Annotated in this window: 15 protein-coding genes, 1 tRNA gene and 2 pseudogenes; 5 read left to right on the plus strand and 13 right to left on the minus strand. The window is 51.4% G+C overall.

The window, feature by feature from the left end:
* Positions 1 to 345 precede the first annotated feature (345 nt).
* Both BA6348_RS21850 and BA6348_RS21855 read left to right on the plus strand, forming a co-directional pair.
* Positions 346 to 1,466, plus strand: a protein-coding gene (locus BA6348_RS21850) for an IS3 family transposase (RefSeq protein ID WP_100225778.1) whose coding sequence is annotated in 2 segments (ribosomal slippage) — positions 346 to 595 and positions 595 to 1,466 — 1,122 coding nt in all. Because the reading frame shifts where the segments join, the coding sequence is not laid out codon by codon here.
* 19 nt (positions 1,467 to 1,485) lie between these two features.
* Positions 1,486 to 1,725: pseudogene (locus BA6348_RS21855) on the plus strand (ATP-binding protein); the annotation flags it as partial.
* A gap of 64 nt (positions 1,726 to 1,789) precedes the next feature.
* On the opposite strand, the pseudogene BA6348_RS21860 reads toward BA6348_RS21855, so the two are convergent.
* A pseudogene (locus BA6348_RS21860) lies at positions 1,790 to 1,987 on the minus strand (transposase); the annotation flags it as partial.
* Between the two features lie 483 nt (positions 1,988 to 2,470).
* On the opposite strand from BA6348_RS21860, the gene BA6348_RS21865 reads away from it, so the two are divergent.
* Complete coding sequence (locus BA6348_RS21865; RefSeq protein WP_207212831.1) at positions 2,471 to 2,689, plus strand: helix-turn-helix domain-containing protein; 219 nt, start codon at positions 2,471 to 2,473, stop codon at positions 2,687 to 2,689.
* A gap of 156 nt (positions 2,690 to 2,845) precedes the next feature.
* Here BA6348_RS21865 and BA6348_RS21870 read toward each other — a convergent pair whose 3' ends face one another.
* From BA6348_RS21870 to BA6348_RS21885, 4 genes are all read right to left on the minus strand, one after another.
* The gene (locus tag BA6348_RS21870; protein ID WP_122953236.1) at positions 2,846 to 4,204 is read right to left on the minus strand and encodes a stalk domain-containing protein; all 1,359 of its coding nucleotides are present in this window, start codon (positions 4,202 to 4,204) and stop codon (positions 2,846 to 2,848) included.
* A 312-nt stretch (positions 4,205 to 4,516) separates the two neighbouring features.
* Positions 4,517 to 4,592, minus strand: a tRNA-Ala gene (locus tag BA6348_RS21875).
* Positions 4,593 to 4,970: 378 nt separating this feature from the next.
* Positions 4,971 to 6,065 (minus strand): ankyrin repeat domain-containing protein, encoded by a 1,095-nt coding sequence (locus BA6348_RS21880; protein ID WP_122953235.1) that lies wholly within the window; start codon positions 6,063 to 6,065, stop codon positions 4,971 to 4,973.
* 300 nt (positions 6,066 to 6,365) lie between these two features.
* On the minus strand, positions 6,366 to 9,005 hold the full coding sequence (locus tag BA6348_RS21885) for an Ig-like domain-containing protein (RefSeq protein ID WP_007784766.1): 2,640 nt from the start codon (positions 9,003 to 9,005) through the stop codon (positions 6,366 to 6,368).
* Positions 9,006 to 9,211: 206 nt separating this feature from the next.
* On the opposite strand from BA6348_RS21885, the gene BA6348_RS21890 reads away from it, so the two are divergent.
* Positions 9,212 to 9,934 carry a YdcF family protein gene (locus BA6348_RS21890; protein WP_007784768.1) on the plus strand — a complete coding sequence of 241 codons (723 nt, stop codon included), beginning with the start codon at positions 9,212 to 9,214 and terminating at the stop codon, positions 9,932 to 9,934.
* Here the strand turns inward: BA6348_RS21890 and dnaI are convergent.
* From dnaI to nrdR, 3 genes are all read right to left on the minus strand, one after another.
* A complete protein-coding gene (dnaI, locus tag BA6348_RS21895) occupies positions 9,824 to 10,762 on the minus strand; it encodes a primosomal protein DnaI (RefSeq protein WP_005833880.1) in 939 nt (312 codons plus the stop codon). The two genes, BA6348_RS21890 and dnaI, sit on opposite strands and share 111 nt — an antisense overlap.
* A 15-nt stretch (positions 10,763 to 10,777) precedes the next feature.
* Positions 10,778 to 12,217, minus strand: a complete 1,440-nt coding sequence (locus BA6348_RS21900) for a replication initiation and membrane attachment family protein (protein ID WP_026557901.1) — start codon at positions 12,215 to 12,217, stop codon at positions 10,778 to 10,780.
* A gap of 140 nt (positions 12,218 to 12,357) precedes the next feature.
* On the minus strand, positions 12,358 to 12,843 hold the full coding sequence (gene nrdR / locus BA6348_RS21905; RefSeq protein ID WP_007784772.1) for a transcriptional regulator NrdR: 486 nt from the start codon (positions 12,841 to 12,843) through the stop codon (positions 12,358 to 12,360).
* A 137-nt stretch (positions 12,844 to 12,980) separates the two neighbouring features.
* Between nrdR and BA6348_RS21910 the strand changes: the two genes are divergently transcribed.
* Positions 12,981 to 14,111 carry an HD-GYP domain-containing protein gene (locus BA6348_RS21910; RefSeq protein WP_007784773.1) on the plus strand — a complete coding sequence of 377 codons (1,131 nt, stop codon included), beginning with the start codon at positions 12,981 to 12,983 and terminating at the stop codon, positions 14,109 to 14,111.
* Between the two features lie 134 nt (positions 14,112 to 14,245).
* Here the strand turns inward: BA6348_RS21910 and BA6348_RS21915 are convergent, their stop codons facing one another.
* The 5 genes from BA6348_RS21915 to polA all read right to left on the minus strand — a co-directional run bounded on the left by BA6348_RS21915 (position 14,246) and on the right by polA (position 20,188).
* Positions 14,246 to 15,292 carry a glyceraldehyde-3-phosphate dehydrogenase gene (locus BA6348_RS21915; protein WP_005833872.1) on the minus strand — a complete coding sequence of 349 codons (1,047 nt, stop codon included), beginning with the start codon at positions 15,290 to 15,292 and terminating at the stop codon, positions 14,246 to 14,248.
* A gap of 173 nt (positions 15,293 to 15,465) precedes the next feature.
* Positions 15,466 to 16,029 carry a lytic transglycosylase domain-containing protein gene (locus BA6348_RS21920; RefSeq protein WP_005833870.1) on the minus strand — a complete coding sequence of 188 codons (564 nt, stop codon included), beginning with the start codon at positions 16,027 to 16,029 and terminating at the stop codon, positions 15,466 to 15,468.
* Positions 16,026 to 16,628 carry a dephospho-CoA kinase gene (gene coaE, locus BA6348_RS21925; protein ID WP_005833868.1) on the minus strand — a complete coding sequence of 201 codons (603 nt, stop codon included), beginning with the start codon at positions 16,626 to 16,628 and terminating at the stop codon, positions 16,026 to 16,028. Before coaE ends, BA6348_RS21920 begins: the two co-directional genes overlap by 4 nt.
* Positions 16,629 to 16,655: 27 nt before the next feature.
* Entirely contained in the window at positions 16,656 to 17,483 is an 828-nt protein-coding gene (mutM, locus tag BA6348_RS21930) for a DNA-formamidopyrimidine glycosylase (RefSeq protein WP_005833866.1), read from the minus strand.
* Positions 17,484 to 17,536: 53 nt separating this feature from the next.
* Positions 17,537 to 20,188: a DNA polymerase I gene (gene polA / locus BA6348_RS21935; RefSeq protein ID WP_005833864.1), complete on the minus strand. Its 2,652-nt coding sequence runs from the start codon at positions 20,186 to 20,188 to the stop codon at positions 17,537 to 17,539.
* Positions 20,189 to 20,192 lie beyond the last annotated feature (4 nt).

Genomic DNA, 20,192 nt, shown 5'->3' on the forward strand with positions numbered 1-20,192 from the left:
GGGCGATTGCCTAGCATTACCTCAGGGAGTAAGCCCAATTCAATTGTGTAAGTCCCTTGTAATACAAAACATTACGTTTGTACCCGGGGGAGGGGGAATGAACCTGCGACAATTGAGGAGTGGAGAATACCACAAGAACGAGCAAAGGATCATTTAAGATTTAGATCTGGTTAAACTTTGGGTTACTTCAAACTGGTTTCCTTTTAATTCCATCACTTCAGTAGGCATTAATGTTTGTTCTGGACCACGAGCGCTATATTTATTGATATGGACAGGTTACACTTAGCTAGACAGGAAAATTAAGGTCAAGTAGACTACTACTAACATATCTGAGGAGAATCTACTATGACGAAAAAAGAAAGAAGGACATTTACGTCTGAATTTAAAGAACAGATGGTTCAGCTTTATAAGAATGGAAAGCCAAGAAAGGATATCATTCGTGAATATGAATTAACACCGTCTGCGCTTGACAAATGGGTCAAACAGAGTCAAACATCTGGTTCTTTCAAAGAGAAGGATAACCTTACCCCCGAGCAACAGGAACTTATCAAATTGCGGAAAGAAAATAAACAATTGCAAATGGAGAACGATATTTTAAAGCAAGCTGCGCTGATACTAGGACGAAAGTAAATGTGATTCGGAACAACCAGCACAAATACTCGATATCAGCAATGTGCAGAGTCCTCCAATTACCAAGAAGTACATACTACTACGAGGCACAGGAAAAACACTCCGAAGATGAACTGGTCGAAACGATTACGGGAATCTTCCGCATCAGCCGCCATAACTACGGCACGCGTAAAATTAAGACGGAGTTAAAAAAGAAGGGCTTGATCGTATCCCGGCGGAGAATTGGCAGAATCATGAAAGAAAACGGACTTGTGTCATCGTATACCGTGGCTCAGTTCAAGCTTCACGTAGCGTCTTGCAATGAATCAAACGTGACAAACGAGCTTGATCGACAATTTGATCAGAGAGAACAACTGGCAGTTGTAGTGAGTGATCTGACATACGTGAGAGTCGCGCAAAAATGGCAATACGTATGTCTATTAGTCGATCTCTTTAACCGAGAAATTATTGGGTATAGTGCGGGACCACGCAAAGATGCAAAGCTGGTTTACCAGGCGATTGCATCCATTCAGACCGATTTAAACAGGATTCAAATGTTTCATACCGATCGTGGAAATGAGTTTAAAAATAAGCTCATAGATGAAGCACTGACAGCTTTCCGTATCAAGCGTTCCCTTAGTATGAAAGGCTGTCCGTATGATAATGCAGTAGCCGAAGCAACATTCAAAATCTTTAAAACTGAGTTTGTTAAAGGTCGGCATTTTGAAAGTTTAGAAAAACTAGTGCTGGAGTTATCCGACTACGTGCATTGGTACAATCATATCAGAATCCATGGCTCACTCGGTTATCTAACTCCTGTCGAGTACAAACTTGAACACCTTAAAAAAGTTGTCTAGTTTAGTGTTGACAATCCAGTTTGTGCCCTTTCACAAAGACGGAGCTGAACTACTGTTTAACGTCATCTCCGAATGCTATGAGCAAAGGAGTGTGATTGTCACCTCTAACCTTGAGTTTGGCCAGTGGAACACGGTGTTTGGAGATGCCAGACTGACAGCAGCGCTCGTGGACCGACTCGTTCACCACGCACACGTCCTGGCTTTCACCGGCGAGAGCTACCGGCTACGAAATGCGCTATCCGGAGTGAGATCGTCATAATCTTCAGCGTTGGCCGTGCCTATGCACAAATCCGCAGCGATTCTCTGTATTTTTGACTTGCGAAAAACAGCCCACGATAATCCTCAAACGATTCTCCGCTCTGGTGCTTACGTACCCAACTGATGATCTGTGCATCACTTTTAATTCCCAGCTTTTCTCTTATCTCCTGATAGCTCCACTGCTCTTCCAAACGCAAGCGAACAGCCTCTTTCTTCGTATCCTCGCTATAACGAGTAAAGACCTGTCCCTTCTTTGGTGGCATGAAAAATCCCCTCCGGTCAACAGTAATGAGTCCATGATATCATGAACTCTTTTTTTACTGTCTACCTTGAGGGGATAATACCAGTTCTTTTTGTTCATCATTCTCTTTTGTTGAACTATGACTGATTTTCCTCACACTCCGTCAATGCTTAATATTTAATATCCTTCAGCTTCTCTTAAATATTGCTTATTGTTGCTAATGTTTTAGAAAAAACATTCCCAACATACTAAGATAATAGAAAGGCATACTCGCAAGCATTGACCGGATATGTAGGCTTTCACTGGTTTTCTATGGTTTTCACCGGCTATAGATACCAATATAGAGGATCTCACACCACAAAACATACGTTCTTTTGTAAATATATTACATTATGTTGAATACTTTATCTGTTGTTGGAATTATACCAATTTGATAATGGTTGTAAAAGGAGTATTTCTCTTTGAACAACCATAACCTTACCATTAAAAAATTATCGGTAAAACCGTGAAAGCCTTACGAATCAAGCAGGGATTAAGTCAGGAAGATTTAGCAGGACTATGTCAAGTGGATCGTTCGTACATATCTATGATTGAAGTCGGCAGGAATGAACCATCGGCCAGCAAAATTTTTGAACTCTGCGAAGGATTGAAAATCAAACCTTCTGATTTCTTCCGATTGCTGGAAGCTGAGTATGAAAATCTAAAGAAAAACGAGAGCAAGTAAGAATAATCTGTTTTCGTAGAATTTTATGATAATCCATCAGTCTCCCACTGATGGCTTCAGCGTGTAGACAAAGTATCGACAGATACAAGGTCTACACGCTGAAACCGCCAAAATTAGGCTGTTTTGACTTAAGAGCTGGTAGGTGAGAGAGTTTTATCACTTTGTAATAATCAGGGCTACAAAGTTCTGAGCATCCCATCCTACCTTTGCTCCAATGGTCTCACTAATAAAACGGAGTGGAACATACGTCGAACCTTCAGATGAAATAAACGGTGCTACAGATAACGTGATAGGTTTACCATTTACATAAGCTGTCCGATCGCCAATCGTCAATCTTATTGTAGTGTACCATTTCTCAATTTCTATGGAGTGAGTCTCCTTAAACCAAGTTACCTTTGCTTCAATTGCGTCAAAAACCCCTCGAAGGGGAATGAAAGTATTCCCATCACGGATAAATGCTGGTGGATTAACAGTGATTAGGTCTCCATTAATCCCAATACCAACATTGTCTTTCGTGAAAGGTTTTCTTGGTACGTATTTACCACTACTGTCATAATAACCTGATGGTAAGATGATTGGTGTAGGATCTGGTAAATAGTCAGGCTTAGCAAATCTTGGATCAGGCTTGGTTGTGAAAGACCATGTTTTCGAACCACTTGTTGGCTTCCAATTCCCCCAACCATCAGTGGTGTCATAACCATTGTATGTTACCGTTACTGTGTACTTCTCGTTGTAAGCAAGTTCGTCCTTGGGGAAAATATAAACTTCAGCAAAACCGTTTTGTACAAAGACTGGAACATCTTCACCCTTACTATTTGTTATTTTTACATTGTACACAGTATCCAATGAGAGAAGTTTTCCAGTTTGATACGTAATTGCATAACCTGTTTTACTGACACCAAATTGATTAAGCGGGTTTGGAAGTTCATCTCCATAAAAACCTATATCCACATTTGTTTGGCCATTATAAGGATATACAACGTCATTATGAGCAACTGAGTCACCATCTCCAAGATAATAGTTGCCTACAATAACACCATTAACGAAAGCAAAGCCCACCTCTTCTAAATCTGCAGAAATCAAAGAATCCCTATGATAAGGTCCATATATTAAATTATCGATCCCCTCTATTAATGACGATCGAAAAGCTATTCCCTCACCTAAAACCCCTGTTGAATATCCACCCACTGCCTTTATCCGCATGCTAGGATCATCGCCTGTGTAGCCCTTCTTGTTGCTTTCCTCATTATGAGCTAATAATGACCAATTATTCTCTGGGTTTATATTTAGGTATTTTGCGTGATTTTCTGCTGCTTTTGTTAGAAACGGATTCAATTTGACTGGGTGAACGCCGATTTTACTACGAATTTCATTAAGGTGATTGAGAGCATCTAGCTGTTCCTTTGTGTATATGTAATCTGATGATTCTGCCTTTACTGACGTTGAACTAAACAAGGTCGATATTCCACTAATGGCTAGTATGATCGCTAGCCAGAATGATCCGAGCTTATTCATTTTTATCCTCCGTTTCCGGTTTGGTATTCGGAAAATCCTTATGTGCAAAGATATGATTGGAATCTATTTCTTCTTAATTTTAACGAGATATTTCACACGATTCAACATTTTTCGACTAAAATGAAGTATGATTGTATATAGGCAAATAATAACTCAAGCATCATTTCAGCTTGAGTTTTTTCAATAGAGCTATCTAATTTTCTGTAAAATTGCTATCTAAGAACCCTGTTATCTCGTAATAAACACAGAGCAAACAAGGGGGGTAAATTCAAAATAAAAAAACGACATCTCTGCCGTTTTTATTAAATGTATTGGTGGACCCTATCGGGATCGAACCGACGACCTCTACACTGCCAGTGTAGCGCTCTCCCAGCTGAGCTAAGGGCCCGCGATATTATCATTATGACCATTATGTATGCTGTAGCGGATTACCGCCTCAGTGATCTCAGTATAGCACACCTCTCTATTACAGTGCAAGCGAAAAAAACGGAAAAAGTCAGGCTCGTCATGAAAAAAATCTCCCGAATAGCTCACTCACATTTCAATCACTCCCCCCACTCAACACCCAGTTCAAACTCCGAAAACAAAACCAAACCCAAAAACGCCCCTGTCTATCATCCTTCCTATGTACTCCACCGCCACCCAACACCTCCATCTGCCAGCTTCCCTTCCAGCACTTCCTCTATGAAATAAGGGCTGTCTGAAATAAGAGCTGTCTGAAACAAGGGCTGCCGAAGCCAACAGCCCATCACCGCCCCTTCCCCTCCTAAGCCTTCTTCTCCTCAACCTCTCCCTCCATAAACCGGACCAAATCCACCTCCGGCTGCGCCAAAAACTCCGCAAAGCTGCCCAGATCGGCATACTCCCCATGCTCTTCGTCGTAGCAACCAATCATGCCTTTCTTCTTCGGATTCCACACCAGATGCAGATGCGAATAGTTCTCGATATCCGCAGACAGACGCAGCAGCTTTTGCCGCCCGACTTTCAGCTCGATCGTATCTGCCAACGAAAAGAAATCAATATACCCCATCCCGTACTCGTTTTCCGCAAGCTCCACGCGCAGATTGTCACCAGTGAGAAAACGAACCAGCTCGGCAGACAGCTTGTACGTTTGCAGCTCATACTTCCTGTTCTCCACATCATGAAACTTTGCAGGCTCCAACGATTTCAAATAGGCGGCCAGTTCCTCGTGCTTGCTGCTGACAGCGATGGTGTAGGGGCGCTCGCCGCCTTTTTCCGCCAGGGTGACGTCGGCGCCGCGTTCGACCAGATGCTTGGCCATGGCGAGATTGCCCATGCGCGTTGCGACGGTTAGTGGAGTCGCCCGATACGGATAGACCATGTCCGGCTGGTTGTAGTTGATGTCGACTCCGTGATCGAGCAAGTAATCGACGGTTTTCCGGTCGTGGTCGGATACGGCCATGCGCAACACGTCGCCTCCATGCAGCCTGATATCGAGTCCCAGTTCGTGGATGAGCGGAATATTCTTTTTGTTGCCGTAGTACGCTTGGGCATACGCGCCGGAGCCGACCCGGTTTTTCATGTCCAGCCGCGCGCCTTGGGCGGCGAGGTAGCGGACGATGTCTTCCTTGCAATAGCGGACAGCGATGAGAAAAGCAGGTTCGTCCTTCGCATTCAGGTTGACGCCGTGCTCAACCAGGAGCTTGACCACCTCCAGCTTCTCCGCTACTAGCGCCAGCTCCAACGGGCTTACGGTCGTATATTGGCTCAGGACGATCTTTTCTTCTACATCCCAGCCTGCCGCAATCGCCGCCTGCAAAGCCGCGACGTTTCCCTCGTAAATGTGTGCTGCGATTTCCGGCAGCACCTCAAAACTCCCGATATCTTTCAGTTTGACCATCTGCCCTGACTCCTCCCCCGCCTCAAAACCTGCCTAATTTATAGTCAAAATCTATGTAGATGCAAAAGCTACGTAAAGTATAGACAAGCTGTTGGAAAAAAACAACAATCCGAAAGTCCGGTCCAGCCAAGCGCTTACGCAAATCTCCCTTCTCCCGGCTGGCCGTGTTAGCCATGAGACACCCTTTGGAGACGCTACCATTCCATGAAAAAAGAGGCGCCCCTTGATCGAACAATCGACCATGGAGACACCCCTTCTGGAATTAGAATTAGATGAATTTAAATCTGTTCCTGCTCTTACCTACCGCACCGTCACCACAATCGGCGTTTTCTTGCCGCCGTAGCTGACGTAGATCGTCGCTTTGCCCGAGCCTGTCGCCTTGATGACACCGTCTTTCACGTCTGCGACCAGCAGACGCGAAGTAGTCCACAAGGCTGGCTTCGTGACGTTTGCCTCAGAGCCGTCCGTGTAGGTGGCGATGGCGTTGACTTGCTTCGTTTCGCCCTTGTTCATGATGACCTGGACGACGTCTGTTTTCAAATATTTCAGCGTGTCTACATCGACAGGGACGGAGACGCTCTTGTCGTTGTATTTGGCTGTAATCGTGGACTTCCCGTAGGCGAGCCCTTTGACCAAGCCTTTGGAGACGTCTGCTACCTTGTAGTTGCTCGTCTTCCAGTCAGCAAGGCTGGTGACGTCCATGGTGCGTCCGTCTGACAAGGTGGCGGTCAGCTTGATTTGGACGCTGCTGCCATTCGATTTCAGGCTGACAAAGCGCTTGTCCGCCTCCAGCTTGGTGACGATTCCCACTTCCACCGGAAGGGTTACAGACTTGCCGCCGTACTTGAAGGTGATCGTGGCGCGGCCATTGGCAAGGCCGCGTACTTTGCCGTTTTCCACGTCGGCTACCTTCAGGTTGGACGAGGTCCATTCCGCGGTTTTGGAGACGTCAACGGTTGCGCCCGAGCTGTCTGTCGCCTTCAATTCAACTGCCGTGGAGTCATTGACGTTCATAATCACCAGGCGAGGGTTGATCGTCAAAGTTTGCGCTTGATCGACCTCTACGGCAACCGTCACGCTCTTGCCTTCAAACGTACCTGTGATCGTTGCTTTTCCGGAAGCAACGGCGGTAATTTTGCCCGCGTTCACTTCGGCTACCGCACCGGAGGAGGTAGTCCATGTCGCCTGGTCATTGATGTTGTCCTTGACTGTGCCGTCCGCGTAGGTGGCGGTCAGCTTGACTTCCTGGCTGTCGCCTTTGCTCAGGACCAGCGACTTTTTGTCCACGGTCAGCGATTGCAGCACGCCGATGGATACCGGAATGTTGATCGAGCGTGTCCCATAAGTCGCCGTGATCGTCGCAGCCCCGGTGGATACACCTGTTACCAGTCCCTGGCGCACAGTGGCTACTGCTGGCGCGCTGGATGTCCAGGTCACTTTTTGGGTCACATCTGTGCTTGTTCCGTCAGGGAAAGCAGCAGTTACTGTTACCTGCTTGACATCTCCGACCTGGATCGCGACTTTGGCCGGGTTGGCGGTCAAGCTTTGCGGCACATCCACGTCCACGACCAGCGTAGCTGTCTTCCCGCCGTATTTGGCGGTCAAGGTCGCCGTCCCTGCTTTGTAGGCGGAAATGGTTTTCCCGCTGGCAAACACGATATCCGGGTGATCCGAGGACCATTCGAGCTTGTCGGTAATGTTCTCGCTCTGTCCGTCGGCAAAAAAGGCTTTCACAATGACGTTGTTGCCATTTGGCGCACTTCCGATTTCCACGGTTTTGCCGCTTGCCATCGTCAGGTAGGACGGGATGATGTCCAGCGAGCGCGGCACTTCTACATCCACCAAGATTTGTACCGTTTTGTTGCTGTATTTGGCGGTGATGATGGCTTCGCCTGAAGCGACAGCATAAATTTTTCCGTTGCTGTAGTACGCAACATCTTCACGGTCCGAAGACCACTCTGCCTTGTCATTGACGTCTACAGGCGTAGACGAGTTGGCATAGGTGGCTTCCAGCTTCACCGGCTTGTTTTCTCCCACCTTCAAAAATACGTTCTGGGGAGTCGCCACCAGCCGTTGCGTATTGTCGACGTCAACCTTGATCGTTGCGGTCTTGGTGCCGTATTTGGCTGTGATGGTAGCCGAGCCCGGACCGTATGCCGTGATCGTCCCTTTCAGCGCGTCGGCTACTGCCGGGTTGTCCGAAGACCATTCGGCTTTCGCTGCTACATCGTTATCTTCCGGAGTGTCGTCAGGGAAGATCGCGAGCAGTTTGATTGTTTCCGAGCTTGTGCCAGGGTTGCCCAAAAGCAGGGACACTTGTGTTTTGCTCGGAATGAGGCGGTGAGCGATTTCCACGCTGACCTGTACGCTCGTCGTCTGGCTGCCGTACTTGGCCGTAACGGTTGCCGTACCGGAGCTCAAGCCTCTGATCTTGCCGTTAATGACGGTCGCAACTGCCGGCTTGTCGATTGACCAGTCGGCTTTTTCCGTTACGTTTTCAGGTTCGCCTTCGCTGTAGTAAGCCGTCAATTCAACCGTTTTCTCTTCCCCGATCCGGGTGTTGACGGACTGCTGATTCAGCGACAGCGCCTTTACTTTTTTCGTGACGTTTACATTGACGATAGCTGTCTTGCCCATATATTCCGCAGTGACTACGGCGTTTCCGACAGCCTTGGCTGTGATTTGTCCCGAGTAGACGTTAATCACCTTGCCCTGGTCCGGGCTTTGCCAATTCGTCTTCACTGTAACCTCTTCCGTTTTCCCGCTCTCATAGATGGCCGTCGCCCCTACGGAAACGGTGTCACCCAACTCTAGCGTTACCTCGTTTTTGGTCAGTACAAGGCGGTTGATGACTTCCGCAGCCAATCCGATCCCTGCACTTCCGGTTCCCACAAATAGCAGGACGGCCAGAAACAAGAGCATCGTTTTTTTCCAGAACATTGCCAACCTCCCTCGCAAGTAAGAAATTTGCTGTTTTTCGAAACCATCTCACCATTACTATATCGGCATTTGCGAGAAATAATTTACCAGTTATTTATGTCGGCTATGTGTCGAAGCGTGTAACTAGATAGTAGTTGCAACGTCTAAATAAAGAGAATGATCGAGCATTTGCACGAAAAAGAGAGATGCGAGGGAGCAACGATAGCATGAAAAAACTGCGAAAACGAATACGAGATTTTTTTCCGCGCAGAGCGCTGCGGGCGCTCACCGTCGTCGTTCTGCTCGGCGGAATGTGGGTCGGCTATCATTGGCAACGGATTGAAGAAACGGCCGAGCAGGCTGTCCCCCGACACGCCGATGTCGGCATCGTGCTGGGGGCTGCTGTGTGGGGAGAAGGCCCAAGTCCCGGACTGCGCGAGCGGTTGGAGCAAGCCGTCCAGTTGTACCGGGATGGCTACGTGTCTGCCTTGCTCGTCACAGGCGGACTGGGCGAGGGAAAAACGAAAACAGAAGCAGAGGTCAGCCGGGACTATCTGGTCGCCCACGGCATCCCGGCAGAGCACATTCTCATGGAGAACCAGTCCACCAGTACATACGAAAACCTGCTGTACGGCCAGCAGGCTTTCGACGACTATCGTATGCACCATGTGTTGATAATTAGCCACGACTACCATTTGGCCCGCGCAATGACCATGGCCGAATCGCTTGGGTGGAACGCCTCTCCGGTCGCCGTGCACTCGCATGTCTTGTTCGGGCCGTACCATCGGGGCAGAGAGGTGCTTGCCATCTCGTACTGGGAAGCCTCCCGCCTCTTCGCGTTAGCTGCCCGCTCGATGGTTTTGGCGGCGGATTTCGTAAACGTCCACGAAGTGACGAATCCGCTCCATGATCCGCGCCGCCTTTGTCTGCTCAATCCGGTTGCCATTTGAGATAGACAAATGCTCCTGCAGCTCCTCCAGCGAGTAGTTCGAGGTAAACAGCGTCGGCAAATGGTTGTTCGCCCGCTGGTTCAAAATGACGCCCAAAATCTCGTCCCGCACCCACGGCGTCAAGTTTTCCGCCCCGATGTCGTCGAGGATGAGCACAGGCACTTCCTTGAGCAGCTCCAGCTTCCCAGCGTACGACTGGTCCGAGATCGAATCTTTCATCTCGCGGATAAAGTCGGGCACGTACACGAGCAGGGAAGCGACATTGCGCTCGGACAGCTCGCGGCCGATCGCGCCCATGATGTAGCTTTTTCCAACGCCAAACGGGCCGTGAAAATACAGGCCCTTGACCCGCTCGCCCGTACCTACCTTTTCACAAAACTGGATCGCCGCTTCCACCGAGGCCAAATTGTCGGCGTCGATGACCATTGACTCGAAGCTCGCGTTCATCGTCTCTTCGGACACGTAGTAGCTGCGCATGAGGCGACGGCGGCGCACCTCTTCCTCGTGCGCAAGCTGCTTGGAACAGGGCCTGATCGAGCTGACGATGTTGCCGTGGGCCACCTCAAGCTGGGTGCTGTGACCCCTGACCAGATTCGGGCACTCGCCAAGCCCCGGACAACGCTCGCACCAATACTGCTCCTTGACTGCTGTATAAATGCTGGAGAGCGAGCGAAGGTAATCGTCTCGGGTCAATGCCGGGTGCTCCGCCTGAAAAGCTTTCAAATACGCAGACGAACGGAACATTTTATCCAATTGCTGATCGGGTGTCAGCAGTTGACGCGGCGTTCGCTTGGCAAGCTCCTGCATGAACTCGCTGATAGATTCCATATTCCCTCACTCCCCTTACTTCCGTTTTCGCAGCGTTTCCAGCCTCTTTTGCAATTCCGGAAAATCCTGAATGGACTGCCCTTTGGAAGCGTCCGGCGCTGCCTTTTCCTGCGACAACTGCCATTCCACCGAAGCTGGCAGCTTGTCTTGCAAAATCGCCCGGCCGTTTCGTCTGACCGGAGTTTGTTCCTTCTTCGCTGTTTTTGCTTTTTCGCCGGACTGCGCCCGTTGCTCGGAGCGCTCCACGATTTGCTTCACCGCTTCATCGACAGTGGCAATCCGCTTCGCCTTCCAACTGTCGCGAATCGTCTCCATGTACGCTTTCGGCAGCTCCATCTGCATGCTGGCGAGCGTGTGCAAAAGCAGCGCGTTCACGACTTCCGGCGACATGCCATCTGCGAACACCAACGTCTCGGCGCGTTCCAGATACACCTTGCTCACGCGGCCGCCCACGACCTTTTCCAACAGCGCCAGCGGGGAAAGCAGCCGGCAGGCGCGCACAAACGCTTCGCTGCCCGGTTCAGGCAACTTGCCCGGCCCCCAGTCGTCATCTGGCGTAGCCAAAGCCGCATCGCTGCGATACAGCTTGCCTTCCGTGTAGCGCTGCATGAGCCGCTTGCGAAGCACCTCTCCGTCCAGGCTCCGGTCCGCCTTGTACAGCGTCCAGTCGCGCAGCTCCTGCCCCATGCCCCAGCTATCCAACTGATAAAAATGGCAGAGCGAAAACAACAGCTCCATGCTTTTGCCTTCCAGCACTTTGGCGGCATCGGCGTTGTCCGGCAAGTACAGCCGCAAAGACGACACGCTCAGCGAATGGTTCACCTGTGCTTCGAAGCCGGACTTCATCTCGGCCTGCGGGAAGTTTGTCTCCATCTCGGTCAAAAAGCGCTCGCGCTCCGAGCCTTTTTTCACTTCCAGCTCCGACGGTTTCAACGATTGGAAAACTTCGTGAAAATCTTTGGTGATATTTTCTACCTGCGAATATTCCTCTGCCAGCTTGCTGCCCAAGGCATCGGCATACTGCTGCCGCAACTGGGAGTAGCGGACGTTTTCGATTTTGTTGAGCAGCATCAATGAAAGCACGTAGTCCGCGAAAAACTCTCCGGGCGCAAGCGGCGGTTTCAGCAAATATTCGTAGTAATAATCGCGCTGCTGGTTTTCCCGGCGGCGCACTTCGACAAGTCCGATGGCCTCCAGGCGTTCACGCGCATCCAGCAAACGATCCAGGGACAGCGAAGAGGCGAGCATGAGACTGCGATGGGTTCCCTCCGCAGAGGCCCCGCTCGCTTCCTGCACACTGTGGACAAGCATTTGGTAGAGGGCGTACGATTCGACGCCAATGATCGGCAAGTACAACTGCGTGACAAACCCCATTTCCGAAAAGCTGAGAGGTCTTGCCAGCCGCACCAGGTAACGATCTTTTGGCAACAATTCGTTCCAGACTAAACGGCGCATCAGATCTTTCCTTCCTGACAAAATTCGATTCTATTATTATAGCATGGCAAACGGATGTGCGTAGAAAAATAACTGGAAAGCAAAATAGCCCCGGCGAAATTCGCAAGAGCGTGAGGAGAGTCCTATCGGTTATCTATCTCTTAATCATTCGGCAACGAAGACTGGCTGCCTCTCGCCTGCGCCAGAAGCTCCTCCAGCTCTTTCATGAATACATTGATATCTTTGAATTGGCGATAAACAGAGGCAAAACGGACGTAAGCGACTTCATCGACGTGGTACAAACGCTCCATGACCTTTTCCCCGACATCGTTGCTCGGGATTTCCGCCTGGCCGCAGCTACGCAGCTCTTTTTCAATGTCGTTCACCACATTTTCCAGCACTTCCAACGGAACAGGTCGCTTCTCGCAGGCGCGCACCAGACCGCGCAACACCTTTTCGCGGCTGAACTCCTCGCGGGTGCCATCCTTTTTCACGATCAAGAGCGGCGTTTCCTCGACCATTTCAAATGTAGTAAAACGACGTTCGCACGATTCGCATTCCCGGCGGCGACGGATTGATTTATTATGATTAAAGGGGCGCGAATCCAGGACTTTAGTGCCATTGTATTCACAAAATGGACAACGCATATCAGAATCAACTCCAATACTGACAATACATGTCTACAGTGTCCCTCATATTCCAGTCAGAAGTCAAGTCAATCCTTGTACCTATTTAAAGCATAAGTCGAATGGAGTACAATATGGGTACTGTTGGAGGGATTGGAATGCGTTTAGTTTCTTTAAGACAAGCCCAGCCGGGAATGAAGCTCGGCCGTACCGTTTTCACCGAAGATGGAAAAGTGCTGCTTGGCGTCGGTATGCAGTTGACAGAGCGCTTGATATCCGGACTTCAACGATCCGGTGTCGACTCCGTTTACATTGATGATCCACGCACGGAAGACATCGTAGTGGAGGACGTCATTCGTCCGCAGACCAGACAAGTTGCCGTGGAAGTCATTGAAAAAACGATCAAGCAGATCACCAACTCGAACAAGCTGGCCCGCAAAATCTCCCTGAAAGAAATGGGCCTGCATTTTCAACGGGCTTTCAGCTCCATTCTGGACGACCTGATGCAAAACAAGCAGATGGTCGGTCACCTGACCACGATCTCTTCCCATTCTCCATCCCTGTACCATCATTCGGTCAACGTGGCAGTGCTCGCGACGGCAGTCGGCATGTCGCTCGGCTACAACCGGACCCAACTGATGAACCTGGGCATCGGAGCCATGCTGCACGATATCGGCAAGGTCAGTTTGCCGGAGGAGCTTTTGCAGAAAAAAGAGCGCTGGAATGCAGAAGAACAGGAGCTGGCGAAGCAGCATGCGACGCTCGGCTTTGACCTGCTTCGCAAGCAGCACGACATTTCCTTGTTGTCTGCCCACGTCTGTTTGCAGCACCACGAACGGCTGAACGGGAGCGGCTATCCCCAGGGCCTGGTCGGGAAGCAGATTCATGAATTCGCCCAGATCGTCGGTCTTTGCGATATTTATGACTCATTGACCTCTCCGCGTCCCTGGCGCAAGCGCTACATGCCCCAGGATGCTGTCGAATACTTGCTCGGCTCTGGCGGTCATCTTTTCGAGCATCATCTGGTGAACGCCTTTATCAAGCACATCGCGATTTTCCCGATCGGAAGCAGCGTCGTCCTCAATACGGGCGAGACAGGGGTAGTCAGTCGCGTTGACCCGGACTATTCCCATCGGCCGACGATCCGCGTCTTGAAAGACGGGCGCGGCAACGATGTCATCGCTCCCTATGATCTCGACCTGAAAGAAAACATCAAGCTGTTTATCGTCGGCTTCGAAGACGATCAATTGTTTAACATCAGCGGCTTGTCTGAATCTTCTTCTTCGTGAATGGAAATGATAGCGAAAACAATTTGGCTTCGCCCTTTTGACGGCGTAGCCTTTTTTTTGCGGGGAGGGGCAAGCATGACAAAAAGCCCTTTGCCGCTTCGTTTGAAACGGGCAAAGGGCTTGCTCAGTCGAGCTTAGTTGACACCAGCCGCCGCTGCTTCTTTGGCAGTTGCCTGGTTGTGCATTTCCGATACGTGGCGCACGAGGTCTACGACGCGGCAGGAGTAGCCCCACTCGTTGTCGTACCAAGCGATTACTTTTACCTGGTTGGTTCCCATGACCATCGTGGACAGACCGTCGACGATCGAGGAGTTGTCGTTGCCGTTGAAGTCGCTGGATACGAGCGGCTCGTCGCAAAACTCGAGGTAGCCTTTCATGCTGCCTTCGCTTGCTTCGCGCAGCACGCGGTTCACTTCTTCTACGGTTACAGGCTTTTTCGTGTTGATTACCAGGTCCACAACCGATACATTCGGGGTAGGGACACGCAGCGCAAAGCCGTTCAGCTTGCCATTCAGCTCAGGCAATACTTTGCCTACCGCGCGAGCAGCGCCCGTAGTAGTCGGGATGATGGACTCGCCAGCCGCGCGCGCACGGCGCAGGTCTTTGTGCGGGTTGTCGATGTTCACCTGATCGTTTGTGATCGAGTGAATGGTTGTCATCAAGCCTTGCTCGATGCCGAACGCATCGTTGAGCACTTTTGCCACCGGAGCCAGGCAGTTGGTGGTGCAGGAAGCGTTGGACACGATATGGTGATTCGCATGGTCGTAGATGGAATCGTTTACGCCCATGACGATCGTTGCGTCTTCTTCCTTGGCTGGAGCCGTGATGACCACTTTTTTCGCTCCGCTTTGCAGGTGCTTGCCAGCGCCTTCGCGATCCTTGAATTTTCCAGTCGCTTCCACGACGATTTCCACACCCAGTTCGCCCCAAGGCAGCTTGAGCGGGTCGCGGTCGGAAAGGACAACTGTCGCTTTGCCATCTACAATGATTTTGTTGTCTTGTACTTCCACTTTATTTTGCAGGCGTCCATGAATCGTGTCGTATTTCAGCAAGTGTGCAAGCGTCTCCGCAGGATAGCTGGCGTTGATCGCTACGATTTCAATGTTGGGGTCCTGGATAGCGCGGCGGAATACCATGCGCCCAATACGGCCGAAACCATTAATACCAATTTTGATTGTCATAAATAGAAACCCCTTTCGCAATTAAGTTACACTGATCCGTTACTTTCATTATAATAAGTATAACACAATTATCAATGTGTTTTACTGAAAAATAAATATTTGGACGATTTTCCCCTCCTATTTTTTGTACCCACGCAAAGATAAAAGCCGCTCTCCTGCAAGAGAAACGGCTTTTACCTCAACTGGAAGTCATATATGCGCTTGTAACGGTCATGATAATAGAGGACTCGCTGCACATATTGGCGCGTCTCTCCGAACGGAATGTCTTCAATCGTTTCGCGGTGCCCGCTCCACTGTTGGCTTTCCAGCCAGCCGTTCACTTTTCCCGGTCCGGCATTGTAGGCCGCGATGACCTTGATGAGATCGCCCTCGTAGCGGTTCAGCAAAAAGTTCAGGTACCACGTCCCGATCTCGATGTTCATGACGGGATCGTACAAGTACTGCTCGTCTTGCGGACGGAATTTGGCCTGGCTGACGATCCACTCCGCCGTATCCGGCATGATCTGCATCAGGCCGACCGCTCCTTTTTTCGAGACGCGGTCTGTTTTGAAGCCGCTCTCGGAACGGATGACGGCCAAAATCAGATAAGGGTCTACATTGTATTTGATCGCTGCTGTCACGATTTCCTGCTGATACTTGATGGGGTACATCCATTTCCAAACCAAAGGCGTACCTTGCAGCAAAAAAACGCTCATCAGAACGAGCAGAATGAATGCTGCGCGTTTGCCTGGTCTCATGAGCGCTGCTCCGACCTGATTGCGGCGAGAAGCGCTTCCACCTGTCGCTCAGTCTCTTCGCGGGAAAAGGAGTTGTCGATCAAAAAGTCGGCTTCCAGCTTCTTCTGCTCAATCGGAAACTGGGCGCGCAACCGCTTTTTCGCCTGCTCTTCTTCCAGTTCGTCCCGCTCGATCATCCGCGCAAGCTGCATGTCGTACGGCGCGTAAACCACGACAATTTTCTCGACCATATGCTGCAGCTTGCTTTCAAACAACAGCGGAATGTCCATGAACACGATGTCAGCCCCGTTTGCCTCGGCTGCTTCCGCCTCTTCCCGCATCACTCGCCGTACCTCGGGATGGACGATGGCGTTCAGCTTTTGACGCTCGGACTCGTCTGAAAACACGATCTCCCCAAGCCCTTTTCGGTCAATTTGACCGTCTTCCAACAGGATGTCTCTTCCGAAATGACGCACAATCGCTTCATACGCCGGCTTGCCCGGCTCCACGACCTCTCTGGCGATCTGGTCCGCGTCAATGACCGGAATCCCGCGCTCTCTCAGCATGCCGGTCACTGTGCTCTTGCCAGTGGCAATCCCGCCCGTCAATCCTAAGATCATGCCCATCCTCCTCCCTCGGCAAAAAGTTTACTTTTTCTGGCACACTGGGCAAATGTGGGTTCCTCTGCCCCCCACCACAAAGCGGACAATCTCGGCTCCGCAGCGGACACAAGGCTCATTTTTTCGCCCGTAGACCATGAGCGATTGCTGGAACATCCCCATTTCGCCCTGCCCGTTCACGTAGGACTTGATGGAGCTGCCCCCTTGCTCGACTGCTTCGGACAAGGTAGCGACGATGCTTTCATGCAGTCGGTCGACCTCTTTGCGAGTCAATTTGCCTGCCGGCTTCTCGGGGTGAATCCCTGCCTTAAACAGTGACTCGTCCACATAAATATTCCCCAGTCCTACAATACATTCCTGGTTCAACAGGAGCGGTTTAATTTTTGTTGGCCTGCCTGCGAGCAGCTTGCGCAGGACGTCGGGAGTAAAGCTTTCCTCCAGCGGCTCTACCCCCAGCTTGGCCAGCGGTCCTGTAGCCGTCTCCTGGCCTTTTGGAAAAAGGTCCATCGTCCCGAACTGGCGCACGTCCCGGTAGCGCAGCTCGGTCTGGTCCGTGAAGTGAAACACGACGTGCGTATGCTTCTCCACAGGCTCGTCTGCCTGGTACAGCCCGTATCTTCCTTCCATCCGCAGATGGGAAATGAGCACGTCCTGATCCATGAAAAATTGAATGAACTTGGCCCGCCGCGCGATCTCCTGGATCGTCTGGCCCGCAAGCTGGGCCTTGAACGCTTCCACGTCATCCGGCTGGCGAACGATCCGGGGCAGATGGACACTGACCCGTTCAATCGTTTTTCCCAGCACCAGACTGCGCAATGTGCGGACGACGGTTTCTACCTCTGGCAACTCCGGCATATGCCTCCTCCTCTCGCTGACTGCATTCTCTCTTTTTTGGTTTGGCGGCCTGCCTACTTGGCGTCGTACCAGCTTCGCCCGTCGCTCACGTCCACTTTGAGCGGAACGTCGAGCGCAAGCGCCCCTTCCATGACTTCCGGCACGAGCTTGCGCATGATCGCAAGTTCGTTTTCCGGCACTTCAAACACGAGCTCATCGTGCACCTGCAAAAGCATCCGGCTGGACAGCCCTTTTTGCTCTAGGCTCTCCTGCATGCGAATCATCGCCAGCTTGATGACGTCGGCAGCCGTCCCTTGAATCGGCGTGTTCATCGCTGTGCGCTCCGCGAAGGAACGCAGGTTGAAGTTGCTGCTGCGAATGTCGGGCAAGTAGCGGCGACGGTGCAACAACGTCGTCACGTAGCCGTCCTGCTTGGCCTGCTGGACAATCTCGTCCATCCAGCGCTTCACACCGGAGAAGACGGCGAAGTAGCGCTCGATGAACTCGGCGGCTTCCTTGCGGGTGATGTTCAAGTTTTGCGACAAGCCGTAGTCGCTGATGCCGTAGACGATGCCGAAGTTGACCGCTTTGGCCTGGCGGCGCATCAAGGAAGTCACTTCGCCCTCGCTCACACCGAATACGTCCATCGCAGTGCGCGTATGAATGTCCATCCCTTTCCGGAACGCGTCGATCAAATTTTCGTCGCCGGAAATGTGGGCCAAAATCCGCAGCTCGATCTGCGAGTAGTCCGCTGCCAGCATGTACCAGCCGTCCTCGGACGGGATGAACGCCTCGCGAATTTTGCGGCCTTCCTCCATGCGAATCGGGATGTTCTGCAAGTTTGGTTCCGTGCTGGACAGACGTCCTGTAGCCGTGGTCGCCTGGTTGTACAAGGTGTGCACCTTGCTCGTCTTCGTATGAATTTCTTTTGTCAGCCCTTCAATGTACGTCGAGCGCAACTTGCCGAGCTGACGGAAGTTCAGGATCGCGTCGATGATCGGATGGTACGGAGCCAGCTTCTCCAGCACGTCTGCACTGGTCGAAGGGCCAGTCTTCGTCTTTTTGATGACAGGCAAGGCCAGCTTGTCGAACAAAATTTCGCCCAGTTGTTTAGGCGAGTTGATGTTGAACGGCCCGCCAGCCAGGTCGTAAATCTGTGTGGTTAAATCGGCCAGCTTTTTGTCCAGCTCCTCGCCCATTTGCACGAGACGCTCGCTGTTGACCTTGACCCCTTGTTTTTCCATGCGCGCCAGCACCATGCTGAGCGGCGCTTCCAGATCGCGGAGCAGCTCCACCATTTCGTTTTCCGCCAACTGCTCGCGAAGTACCGGCACGCTCTGCCAAATCGCCGCAGCCTTGTGCGCCACATGTTCGCAGAGCACGTCCATTTCCGGCACGAGGCGCTTGGCCCCTTTTCCGTACACCTCTTCGTCAGACAGCACCCGCACCTGGGCGTACTGGGAAGCGATGCTGTCGAGCGTCGGATTGCTCTCCGAGGCGTTGAGCAGGTAGGAAGCGAGGTAGACGTCAAAGCTGATCCCGTTTGCCTCCAGCCCATGCCATGCCAGCCCTACCGTGTCGCGTTTTCCGTCAAACGCCCACTTTTCCTTGGCAGGGTCGGCCAGCCACGCACAGAACGCCTTCCACTCCCGCGCTACATCCCACGGTACGAAAAGCACCGTTCCTTCCGCTGCCAGTCCGAAGCCAAGAATCGGAGCATGGTGGTAGTTCTCGCCGTCCATTTCGATGTACAAGGCCATCGGGGAGGTCAGCTTGTCTGCGTACTTGTCCGCGTTTTCCTCTGTGACTACTTCAAATTCAAAAGGCTTTGCAGAAGTCTCCTGTCCGCTTCCTTCTGCGGGCTGTGCCACCTTGATTTTGGAGAGCAGCGACTTGAACTCCATCTTTTTGAAAAAGTCGCTGACGAGCGCTCCGTCGTAGCCGCCGTAGGCCGTCTCGTGCACGTCCAGCTCGACCGGAGCTTCGCGCAAAATCGTCGCCAACGCCTTGCTCATGTTGGCCTTGTCCACATTTTCGCGCAAGTTTTCCTGCAGCTTCTTGCCGGAGATGCGGTCGATGTTTTCCAGCACCTTCTCGACAGAGCCGTATTCGTGCAATAGCTTCAGGGCCGTCTTCTCGCCGACGCCGGGCACGCCCGGAATATTGTCGGACGAATCGCCCATCAAGCCTTTCAAATCAATGATTTGCAGCGGCGCAAGGCCGTATTTTTCCTGAATTTCCTGCGGGGTGTACAACTCGATTTCACTGACGCCTTTGCGGGTCAGCGCGACCGATACGTGATCGGACACGAGTTGGAGCATATCCTTGTCCCCGGTAATGACGGTTGTTTTCCAAGCCTGGGCATCCGCATGCCTGGTCAACGTGCCGATGATGTCGTCCGCCTCGTAGCCTTCCAACTCAAAATGCTTGATCGAAAAGGCGTCGAGCAGCTCCCGGATGAGCGGAAACTGTTCGGACAGCTCCGGCGGCGTTTTGCTGCGCCCGCCTTTGTATTCGGCGTACTCGCTGTGGCGGAAGACGACTTTTCCCGCGTCAAACGCAACCATAATATGCGTTGGCTTCATTTCCTCCAGCACGCGAAGCAACATCGTGGTAAAACCGAGGACTGCGTTCGTGTGCAGTCCGGCTGACGTGGACAACAAAGGGAGCGCATAAAACGCCCGGTTGGCTACGCTGTTTCCGTCAATCAACACAAAATGACTCAAGGAA

The sequence above is a fragment of the Brevibacillus agri genome, assembly GCF_004117055.1.
GTDB classification, from domain to species: Bacteria; Bacillota; Bacilli; order Brevibacillales; family Brevibacillaceae; genus Brevibacillus; species Brevibacillus agri.